Source organism: Thermosynechococcus sp. TG215 (assembly GCF_031583455.1).
GTDB lineage: Bacteria > Cyanobacteriota > Cyanobacteriia > Thermosynechococcales > Thermosynechococcaceae > Thermosynechococcus.
In genome coordinates this window covers 1,224,631-1,235,375 of sequence record NZ_CP134178.1, presented here as the reverse complement: position 1 = coordinate 1,235,375, position 10,745 = coordinate 1,224,631, and the positions used below count along the sequence as shown (strand labels likewise).

10 protein-coding genes are annotated in these 10,745 nt (G+C 49.1%); 1 reads left to right on the top strand and 9 read right to left on the bottom strand.

The window, feature by feature from the left end:
* The 9 genes from RHJ02_RS05840 to RHJ02_RS05800 all read right to left on the bottom strand — a co-directional run bounded on the left by RHJ02_RS05840 (position 1) and on the right by RHJ02_RS05800 (position 9,846).
* Positions 1–786, bottom strand: a complete 786-nt coding sequence (locus tag RHJ02_RS05840) for a carboxylesterase (protein ID WP_255521518.1) — start codon at positions 784–786, stop codon at positions 1–3.
* A 101-nt stretch (positions 787–887) separates the two neighbouring features.
* The gene (gene pflB / locus RHJ02_RS05835) at positions 888–3,143 is read right to left on the bottom strand and encodes a formate C-acetyltransferase (RefSeq protein WP_310800550.1); all 2,256 of its coding nucleotides are present in this window, start codon (positions 3,141–3,143) and stop codon (positions 888–890) included.
* A 301-nt stretch (positions 3,144–3,444) separates the two neighbouring features.
* Positions 3,445–4,482 (bottom strand): tRNA dihydrouridine synthase DusB, encoded by a 1,038-nt coding sequence (gene dusB, locus RHJ02_RS05830; protein ID WP_206201463.1) that lies wholly within the window; start codon positions 4,480–4,482, stop codon positions 3,445–3,447.
* 15 nt (positions 4,483–4,497) lie between these two features.
* Positions 4,498–5,457 carry a glycosyltransferase family 2 protein gene (locus RHJ02_RS05825; RefSeq protein ID WP_310800549.1) on the bottom strand — a complete coding sequence of 320 codons (960 nt, stop codon included), beginning with the start codon at positions 5,455–5,457 and terminating at the stop codon, positions 4,498–4,500.
* Between the two features lie 34 nt (positions 5,458–5,491).
* Positions 5,492–6,382, bottom strand: a complete 891-nt coding sequence (locus RHJ02_RS05820; RefSeq protein WP_310438392.1) for a glycosyltransferase — start codon at positions 6,380–6,382, stop codon at positions 5,492–5,494.
* 19 nt (positions 6,383–6,401) lie between these two features.
* Positions 6,402–7,286, bottom strand: a complete 885-nt coding sequence (locus tag RHJ02_RS05815) for an alpha-1,2-fucosyltransferase (RefSeq protein ID WP_310744941.1) — start codon at positions 7,284–7,286, stop codon at positions 6,402–6,404.
* Positions 7,283–8,362 carry a glycosyltransferase family 10 domain-containing protein gene (locus tag RHJ02_RS05810; protein ID WP_206201460.1) on the bottom strand — a complete coding sequence of 360 codons (1,080 nt, stop codon included), beginning with the start codon at positions 8,360–8,362 and terminating at the stop codon, positions 7,283–7,285. Before RHJ02_RS05810 ends, RHJ02_RS05815 begins: the two co-directional genes overlap by 4 nt.
* On the bottom strand, positions 8,332–8,988 hold the full coding sequence (locus RHJ02_RS05805) for an FkbM family methyltransferase (RefSeq protein WP_310743505.1): 657 nt from the start codon (positions 8,986–8,988) through the stop codon (positions 8,332–8,334). Before RHJ02_RS05805 ends, RHJ02_RS05810 begins: the two co-directional genes overlap by 31 nt.
* 75 nt (positions 8,989–9,063) lie before the next feature.
* Entirely contained in the window at positions 9,064–9,846 is a 783-nt protein-coding gene (locus RHJ02_RS05800; RefSeq protein ID WP_315863708.1) for a TIGR00297 family protein, read from the bottom strand.
* A 22-nt stretch (positions 9,847–9,868) separates the two neighbouring features.
* On the opposite strand from RHJ02_RS05800, the gene RHJ02_RS05795 reads away from it, so the two are divergent.
* Positions 9,869–10,714, top strand: coding sequence for a metal ABC transporter permease (locus tag RHJ02_RS05795; protein WP_304941103.1), 846 nt, complete (start codon positions 9,869–9,871; stop codon positions 10,712–10,714).
* Positions 10,715–10,745: the final 31 nt, after the last annotated feature.

The following is a 10,745-nucleotide window of genomic DNA, read 5'->3' as shown; positions in this document are numbered from 1 at the left end:
CTATCTTCCCAAAAAGGCGACCACCTTGGCGAATACCTGTTCTCGCTCGACATCAAGGGGGAGCAAGTGATCCGACTCCTTGAACCAGTGCAATTCCTTTTCGGGGCTGCCTAGGTGTTCATAAATCCTCTGCGCCCCTTGGGGGTCAACGACCGTGTCAGCAAGGCTTTGCAGAATCAGTGTTGGCGTTGTGATCAGCGGCAGTTCCCGCTCCACTTGGGCAATCAGCTCAAGGGCACTGCGCACCGCTTGCAGGTTGAAACTTTTGAAAAAGCAGGCGGCTTCTGCTGCTTGGCGTAGGGGGCGATCGCGGATTGGTAGGCTGCGCCGAGGCACAAAGGGAATCCACTGGCCAACGGACTGCACAAGCCTCTCTGGAGCGACGGGGCAAAACCAAGGCCGATAGATGCGCAAAAAGGGGGCAAGGAGTACAAGAGAATCAACGGCATACTCATAGGCAAGATGAAGGGCTAGCGTTCCCCCAGTGGAAAAGCCCACCACGGCAACCGTGCGATGGCTGTCTCGTAAGGTCTTAAAGGCTGTCACTACTGCCTCATACCACTGCGGCCATGTCGAGGCGGGCATTTGGGCACTGGGGCGATCGTGCCCCGGATAGAGGATGCCCTGAACCGTCCAGCCTGCTTTGTAGAGAACCTCTCCCAAAAGTTGCAGTTCATAAACCCCACCCCCCAAGCCATGGAGTAACAAGCAGGCGCGATCGCCCGCAGCATGGCTATAGAAAAAGGGAAGATTAACGAGATTCACCAATGTACGCAAACACCACACGCTAGCACCATAAAAAATCTACCCCGATCGCCAGAGCAACCGAGGTAGAGGACGCGACGTTCATCTAGGCGGCAGTTCGCCTAAAGAGCCTAAAGATGAGCCTAAAAGCGTTCATGGAAGGTGCGGTTAATCACATCCAACTGTTGTTCGCGGGTGAGTTTGATAAAGTTCACCGCATAGCCCGACACCCGGATGGTGAGTTGGGGGTACAGTTCAGGGTGATCCATGGCATCCAACAACATTTCGCGGTTAAGCACGTTGACGTTGATGTGGAAGCCTTGGTCGTGGATGTAGCCATCCAGCAGATTCACCAAGTTGCTGATTTGATCCTCCCGTGTCTTGCCAAGGGCACTGGGCACGATGGAGAACGTGTTGGAGATGCCATCTTGGGCATGGACATAGGGCAACTTGGCCACGGATGCCAGTGAGGCGATCGCCCCTTTCGTATCGCGACCGTGCATGGGGTTGGCGCCCGGCGCAAAGGGTTCACCGGCTTTGCGGCCATCGGGAGTATTGCCGGTTTTCTTGCCATAGACGACGTTGGAGGTAATCGTCAGGATTGACTGCGTAGGCACGGCATTGCGGTAGGTTTTGTGTTTGCGGATTTCATTCATGAAGGTTTCCACGACCCACACCGCGAGACTATCCACGCGATCGTCGTTGTTGCCGTACATCGGAAAATCACCCTTAATCTCGTAGTCCACCGCCAACCCTTCGGCATTGCGGATCACTTTCACCTCGGCGTACTTAATGGCCGAGAGGGCATCCGCCACCACCGATAGACCCGCCACACCACAGGCCATGGTGCGAAAGACATCGCGATCGTGGAGCGCCATCTCCAGCCGCTCGTAGCAGTACTTATCGTGCATGTAGTGGATGACGTTGAGGGTATTGACATACACCTTCGCCAACCAAGCCATCATCTGTTCAAAGCGCGGCAGCACTTCTTCCCACTTCAGGGTGTCGCCTGTAATCGGCGCAAACATCGGTGCCACTTGCTGGCCAGAGACTTCATCCCGACCGCCATTGATTGCGTAGAGGAGGGCTTTGGCTAAATTCACCCGTGCCCCAAAGAATTGCATTTGTTTGCCGACCCGCATCGCTGAGACACAGCAGGCGATCGCGTAGTCATCGCCCCAGTAGGGACGCATCAAGTCATCGTTTTCGTATTGGATCGAACTGGTGTCAATGGAAACTTGGGCGCAGAAGCGTTTGAAGGCCTCTGGCAAGTTTTCCGACCACAGCACCGTCAAGTTGGGTTCGGGGGCAGGCCCAAGGGTATAGAGCGTATTCAGAATACGGAAGCTGGTTTTCGTCACCAATGGGCGACCATCAAGACCCATGCCACCAATCGATTCCGTGACCCATGTGGGATCGCCAGAGAAGAGTTCATTGTATTCCGGCGTCCGCAGGAAGCGCACCATCCGCAGTTTCATCACAAAGTGGTCAATCCATTCTTGGATCTCAGCTTCTGTGGCTGTGCCGTGGCGCAAATCCCGTTCAAAGTAAATGTCGAGGAAGGTGGAGACCCGCCCAAGGGACATGGCGGCGCCGTTTTGTTCTTTGACAGCCGCAAGGTAGCCAAAATAGAGCCACTGAATCGCCTCTTTGCCATTGGCCGCTGGCCGCGAAATATCAAAGCCATAGCTGGCGGCCATTTCCTTGAGTTCATTGAGGGCTTTGATTTGCTCTGAGAGTTCTTCCCGTAGGCGGATGGTTTCTTCGTCCATGACATCCACTTCTAGGGAAGCCTGCTGTGCCTGTTTGTCGGCAATCAAGCGATCTACCCCATAGAGAGCTACGCGGCGATAGTCACCAATAATCCGACCGCGGCCATAGGCATCCGGCAGTCCCGTAATGATCCCCGATTTACGACAGCGGCGCATTTCGGGTGTGTAGGCATCAAAGACGCCATCGTTATGGGTTTTGCGATATTTGGTGAAGATTTCCTTCGTGTGCGGCTCCAATTCGTAGCCGTAGGCCTTGAGGGAGGTTTCAACAACGCGAATGCCACCAAAGGGCATAATCGCCCGTTTCAGGGGCTGATCGGTTTGCAGGCCAACGATTTGCTCCAACTCGCGATCAATGTAGCCCGGTGCGTGGGCTGTAATCGAAGAGGGGACACTGGTATCGGCATCGAGCACCCCTTTTTCGCGCTCTAGTGCCATCAGGTCGCGCACTTTTGCCCATAGTTGTTGGGTGCGATCGCTAGCGCCTGTGAGGAAGGAGGCATCCCCAGCGTAGGGGGTATAGTTGCGTTGAATAAAGTCGCGCACATCAATGCGATCGACCCAATCACCACCCGTAAATTCTCGCCATGCCGCTTCGGGCAATTCTGTGTAGCGTGTACAGTTCATAATCAATGTTCCTCATCAAGTGTGCAGCAATTTCTCGCGATCGCCCTTCACCGATAGCGATCGCCCCTTCAAACCAGCAAGAACCTGCTAACTGCAAATGCTAGAAAATACGCAAGAGATTAAGCGATTGCGATCAAACGAGAAATGCAAGTGAACTTTTTGTAGGCCAAGCCTCATCACTCTTTTTTGGCCTGCTCACACCTACACTTTCATTATAACCCGTGGGTTCTAGGGACTTTTTTTACGAAATTTTTGCGGAATTGTTGCGCAACACAAATCTTTTTTTCATTTGTTTAGGTATTTAGGCCGCGATCGCCTCGGTGTCTGAACTTACCTGCAAGCGCTCAATTGCTGCATCCAGCAGGGCTAAACCAGCCTCTAGGGTTTCAATGCGACACAATTCACTGCGCAGTTCTGCGGCATCAGCAAAGCCCTTGGCGTACCACGTCAAATGTTTACGGGCTTGGCGAATCCCCCGTTCCCCCTTGTATTCCCAGAGGGCAATGAGATGATCCCGCGCACAGTGCAGACGTTCAACCACCGTTGGCGCAGGCCGCAATTCCCCGGTTTTCAAAAAGTGATCAATTTCCCCCACCAAGAAGGGATAACCCATCGTTCCTCGCGAGCACATCACCCCATCCGCCCCAGTTTGCTCTAGGCAGCGCACCGCCGCTTCCACCGAGAAAATATCGCCATTGGCAATCACGGGAATACTGACGCGCTCCTTCACCCGCGCAATCCACTCCCAGCGAGCTGGGCCATTAAAGCCTTGGGCACGGGTTCGCCCATGAACTGTGATCATGGCAGCGCCAGCATCTTCCATCGCCTTGGCAAAGTCAAGGATATTAATCTCCTGATCGCTCCAACCAATGCGGGTTTTGACCGTAACCGGCACAGGCACCGCCTTGGAGACCGTCCGCACAATTGTTGCTGCCGTTTGCACATCCCGCAGCAGCGAAGAACCACCGCCATTCTTCGTAATTTTATTCACGGGGCAGCCCATATTGATATCTACCGTATCCGCCCCTTCAGCTACCGCCTTTATCGCTGCTTCCGCTAGAAAATCAGGGCGGCAGTCAAAAAGCTGAATACTAATGGGGTGCTCATTGGCATCCACTTCCATGATCCGGGGCAATGTTTTCAGATAGTGCAACCCCGAAGCACTGACCATCTCCGTGTACATCATTGAGTCGGGGGCATAACGGCGCACCAATCGCCGAAACACCAAATCAGTTACCCCGGCCAACGGGGACTGCAAGACCCGACTATTGACCGTAACAGAGCCAATCTGCAATGGCGTTGCCAAACGGGCTTTTAGCTCTGGAGACAGGGTTAACATAACTCCCACGAAAGCTCAATGCTGCTGCGGTGTTTGCTCTTGATAGGCTGAGTAGACTGCCCGCACATTATACCAGTTCAAAAAGATACGAGCCACTTCCAAGGCATCTTGAGGGCGACCGATATTAATCAGCCATTGCAACAGGGGCGCCAGTGTTTTTTCATTGAGAATGCCGCCGAGGGATAGGATGGCCCAAAGGAAATAGTGAAAGGGCGTCATTTGAATCATGAGCTTCACTTCCCAAATGGGATGCTTTTTATAGAACAAGACCCCCATTCGTCCCCTTTCAATCTCTTTCTGAATCAGGGTGGGCACTTGACTGAGGGAAAAGGGGGGATGCCAGTGGTAGCCAACGGCTGCGGGGCACTTCAGCAATCGCAAACCCAATTTCTTGAGGCGCACCCCTAGTTCTAAATCTTCCCAGCCATAGAGTTGAAACTGGGTATCAAAGAGGCCTGCTTTTTCCAACCAATGGCGGGCGATCGCCACATTTCCCGTTGCAAAATAGGCGGCTGAAAAATCAACAATTTTATAGGGTTCTGAGGTTGGCTCTTCAAAATTACAGGTATTAATCACACGACCATAGGAAAAAGCAGGAACCTGAGCAATATCCTCAATGCCAAGACGTTCTTTTTCTTGAGTTAAGCGCTTCCCATGGGCTTCTAAAAACGTTTCCGTCACCACCAAGTCACTATCAATAAAGATAATCCAGTCACCCTTGGCCACCTGCAGACCTAAGTTACGAGCCGCTGCCGGACCCAGATGTTCCTGTTGAAACCAGCGGACACAGGGAAACGCTTCACGATGTGCCTCAAGCCACTCAATGGTGTTGTCTGTTGAGCCATCGTCAACAATAATGACCTCATAGCCCTCAATGCCTAAGTCTGGATTCCACGTTTGATGGGCGATCGCGCGAACACACTTTTCTAGAATGGGCAAGCGATTATAGGTAGGAATTACGACACTAAAAAACATGATCACTCCAGAAATGTGGTCTTGAACTACTCAACTAGCTTGTTCTATCTAAAACCCAACTATGGAGACGGTGGGAACAAAGGCGTGGGAATGCATGGTGGAGAATTTTTTCTGCTTCTGTTCCTTTATAACATTGCTTTAACTGCCGCAGGAGTTGGAATGTTTTCCACAAGTCTTTCTCTGCTTCTTGAGCCTCAGTTGCTGAAATTCCTAGCTTGGCACTCAGTAGTTGTTGCCAGTGGCGCGAACGAATCCGTTGACTATTTTGAGCTTGCTGCCGACGATAAAGGCTGGAGGTTTGTTTGCGATGCACTCGGTACTGCAGAAGCACCTCTGGCACATTCCCCATCTTGAACCCTGCCGCCCATGCCCGCTGCCAGAGATCATAATCTTCCACCAGTGACCACTCAAAGGAGTACCTCAGTTCTTTGAAAACACTGGAGTGACCCATTACAGATGGATGGGCAAAAGGTACACCAAATAACAATTCAATTTCGCAACCTTCATGGGAAGGAGGATAGTGCCAAGAACCAATCGCTGCCCCAATGAGCTGAACAGATGAGCCACAAAGATGTAGTTTATTTTTTTCTAGAAATTCAAGTTGACTTTCTAACCTGTTAGGTAAAGTCAAATCATCTGCATCCATTCTAGCGATATACTGACCCTTAGCAAGTTCAATTGCTTGATTCAGTGTATAAATCAAACCTTGATTATCCCGACGAATTAAATGAATACGAGCATCAAGTTTTGCATAATTTGATAAAATTTCAAAGGAATTATCTGAAGAACCATCATCAATAACAATGAGTTCAAAATCATTAAAGGATTGATTAAGAATAGAATTTATAGCTAATTCAATATATTGGTCAGAATTAAAAACTGGTAAAATAACTGAAATAGTCGGACTATTGTGTATATTCATCATTAACAATAACTAAATCATCTCAAATTCTAATCCAAGTCTTTGGAATTAAATCCGAATCATCCTTATCAGATGTGGCGAACCATTTTTGAGGAGCAATTACAATTTTTTCAGGGCTATTATTTAGCCAAGCTCCCCACCAACTAAACGTACTGTTGGCAATAATATGATGACGACATAGACTCATGAGGCGCATATCATTGTAGCTCTCTTGAGCAGTATTATTTTCTACATAAAAAATTGGATAAGAAGTTTTCAAGTTTGATTTTGCCCATTCAGCTTCGTCTGAAAAAACAAAGAATACAGGATCATCTATAAGTGACGTGATATATTCAATGGCTCGATAGTAATAGTCAAGCTGACAGACGCCGTGAACTTTATGGGTCATAGGATTTGAAACATAATCTCCACGACGAATATGGAGACTAATTGAATGACACTGGGTAATTTTATCTGCCCATTGAGCATTTATTTCTGACAAGGGTTGCCTAAACTTGAAATCTTCCCGTAGAACGTCAGCAATTTCGCTAAAGTATTTTTCTGATTGCCAGTAACCCTGAAGGTAGGCAGTACTGGGGATAGAGTGAATTTGTTCCCAATAGTGATAGTGAGGTTCAAGAATTAGTCGTCCCTTACATAGTGCTGAAAGTTGCAGGTTGGCGATCGCTCTCCTGATTTTTGGTACCCCCCACCACCCCAAAACAGACTTCAAATCCTCAAGAGAAGCAATCGGAGCCTCACAGCAAAATACACGATGTAGCTCAAACCCTTGATGAAGCTGGTAACTTGCAAAATCGGAAATATCTAAACGCAAGGGCACTCCCCTAGTCATAGACAAAGCCCTTCCTACAGCATACTGGAACATCTGATTGCCAAGGCCACCGATAAGATTGACAAAGATCATCATTCCGAGTGTTTATGACTAGCGTTGACTTGATCCAAAATGCCGTGAACAATGGTCTGCACAAAGTGAGCAATAGAAAACCGCTGTGCTTGGGGAGAGTGCAGAAAATTCCAAATCGCTTGCTGGTAGCCTTTATAGATCTCTTCTGGCATCGTCTTGAGAAAGTTGTATAAAGAGTCGTAGGAAGAAAACTCTCTACGGTCAATAAAACAAGCCTTAGGAATGTAGTCGGTAATGTCTGGTGCCCCCCAGTAGATCGGCACGTTCCCGGCGCAAAAGGCATCAAAAATTTTCTCTGTGATGTAACCACGAAAAATCGCGTTCTCATAGACAATCGAGAAGCGGGACTGTCGTAATACTTCACTCTTTGTGGGCACAATGCCCCGCCAAGACGGAAATGGGGGCAATGGTCTGTGAATCCACCTTTTTTCTAAGGCGTGAATGATATCTCCTACCACGGGCTGTTGGGCTGAATGATTCCAACCGTGACCATAAAGGGCAAAGTCCTGTGGTGCATGACGTTCAAACCAGCGAATAGCTCTGACCCGCTCGCGGTAGAGATCTTGAGAGGGAGCCCACCAAGCCAAAGCCTTATTACTGTTGATTAAAACAACCAACTGAGGACGTTGCCCATAGCCATCTACACCACCTGTTATCTTGAACGGGTGAGGCAGTTGAATTTGCTGAGCCTGCTTGATAGCTAGATCAGGGTTCCAAGTAAACACACTTTGATAGCGACGCAATAAGAACCGCTGCCCATTGGCTGGATAGATCAAGGGATGTTCAGCGAGAATTACAAACTTTGGAGACTTAGAGCGGGGAGCTTGAACATTAAGATGGAGTTCAAAATCGGGGTCATGACAGCATTCATCAAGGCCAACAAGTTCAACGCCTTGAGCACGAAACCCCTCCCGCAGGGCAACCCAAGGCTGTGTTAGCCCGTCTGGAGATCCATTCGGATCAAAAAATACGGCTGTGGGAATATCAGGATAGACAAAAAGACCAGTTAATCTTTGCTTTGTCATTGCATGATTTTCTAGGTTAAAACTCAAATGCTCTTTAAGCGCCAGCTTTCCCAAACAAATTCATAATTCCACATTTCAATATGAGTTCTTGTTAGCTGAGAGCGTAAATTCTGACGCTTTTCCTCTGCGTTCTCAACAAAATTATGAAACTGAATCTGAAGATATTTTATCTTTTCTATTAAATCAGAATTGATGAGCTTTTTCACTAAATTATACTCTCCTCCTTCAATGTTAATTTTCATCAAATCTACTTTTTCGATACCAAGCTCCTTGAAAACAGTAGCACAGTTTCGTAGTTGGGCTATTTCCTCTGATGTTTTTGAATTTCTTTTATAAAAACTTGACGAGTCCTCAGCTATGTGAATTTGAGAAATTTCATCGGCGTCAGACAGTCCATAATTCAGGGCAATAATCTTTGCATTACCAGTAAACCGTTTCTTACAAATATGATAGAAGACTGAAACCGGTTCAAAAACAAATACTCGACAATTGAATTTCTCATGAATGAGAGCAGTAAAGTCTCCTTTATATCCCCCCACATCTAGGACAATGCTCTCTGCATCAAGTGGATAATCAAGCCGCAAGGTACTATCGCCTTTATCTCGAAACCAGCGACGAACCTCTCTTTGAAATGAGTTTTGAATTAGCAATGAGTCAAGCCAGTCTAAAACTTTGTTCATACCTGAAAAAATTGATAAATGTCAATAAATCAAACGAGGTAAATCCCTAGGTCACTAACAGCCCGCTTACAACGCTTACGAAGCGATAAAAACGGCTACCATTGCCACCAAAGCCCCCACCGTTGTGTTGATGCCGTTAACGATTTCATTGCTCAGCCAAGTGTAGCGTTCCTGAAGGGTGGCTCCCACGAGACTCTCCACAAGGTTGGCTAGGAAAGCAGCAAGGATACAAATGGGGAGGGCGATCGCCCCCATCAAGCCCACACTCCAGCCTAGCACAGCAATCACAGTGGCACCAATTAGACCGGCCAGTGTTCCCTCTAAACTCACCGCTCCCTCTGTCCCTCGGGGCACTGGTTGTAATGTGGTGATGAGAAAGGTGCGCTGACCATAGGCTTTGCCCACTTCACTAGCACAGGTATCTGAGAGCTTGGTGCTAAAACTGGCCACAAACCCCACCAAAAATAACTCCCGCCATTGGGGTAGCAGGAGAGCAAGGAGTGCACAGAGGGTGCCTGTAAAGGCTGATCCCCAGACATTCTCTGGCCCGCGCACCCCGGCGCGTTTTTCAGCAATGCCTGCGGCCTCTTTTTCGGCCATGCCAATGCGGGTGACGGCTGAACCGACAAGGAAATAGACCATGACAATCAGATAGCCCTGCCAGCCTAAGGTGCCCCAAATCAGCACGCCGAGGAGCCACGCATGGAAGAGACCTGCTAGGGTGAGTAATTTTTGCCGTGTAAGGAGGGCGATCGCCCCAAGGACGGTATTGAGCAAAATACCTATCCACCAAGGGTTCAGCAAAAGGATGCCATCCACGAGAACCGCACTCCGACTGTACTGGCAGCACCTTATCATACTTTTCAGGCATAGAGGACAAATGATGATCACTTGGCTATTGGAGCCACTGCAACATGCATTTATGGTTAAGGCGCTGGGGGTAAGCACCCTTGTGGGTTGTGTGTGTGCGGTATTGTCCTGTTTTTTAACCCTAAAGGGCTGGGCCTTGATGGGGGATGCGGTGTCCCATGCGGTCTTGCCCGGTGTGGTCTTGGCCTACTGGCTGGGGCTGCCCTTTGCTTTGGGGGCTTTTGTCTTTGGTCTGATGGCCGTGACCCTCATTGGCTTTATTCAACAGCAGACACGGGTGAAGGAGGATACAGTCATTGGCTTGGTGTTTACGGGCTTTTTTGCCTTGGGGTTAGTGCTGCTCTCGAAGACCGCCAGTAGTGTTGACCTGATGCATATTCTCTTTGGGAATGTCTTGGGGATTAGCGATCGCGACCTCTGGCAAACAGTGATTGTGAGCCTCATGACACTGATCACGATCGCCCTACTGCATCGGGATTTGATTCTCTTTTGCTTTGACCCGACCCATGCCCGCACCATTGGCTTAAATACAACCCTGCTCTACTATCTCCTGCTGGCGCTGCTGTCCCTCACCACCGTGGCTGCCCTGCAAACCGTGGGCATTATTCTCGTCGTGGCGATGCTAATTACACCGGGGGCAACGGCCTATTTGCTGAGCGATCGCTTTGGCATCATGGTACTCATTGCCTTGGCGGTGGGTGGCCTTGGCAGTTTATTGGGAACCTACCTCAGTTACTATCTCGATGCGTCAACAGGTGGCTGTATTGTTGTCCTGCAAACAGTGATTTTTTTGCTGGCGATGATTTTTGCCCCCAAGCACGGTCTGTTGGCCAAAGCCCGCTCTCCCCTGAGTTAGGTTTAAGGATTATTTTGTGGGGTGTTGCCGA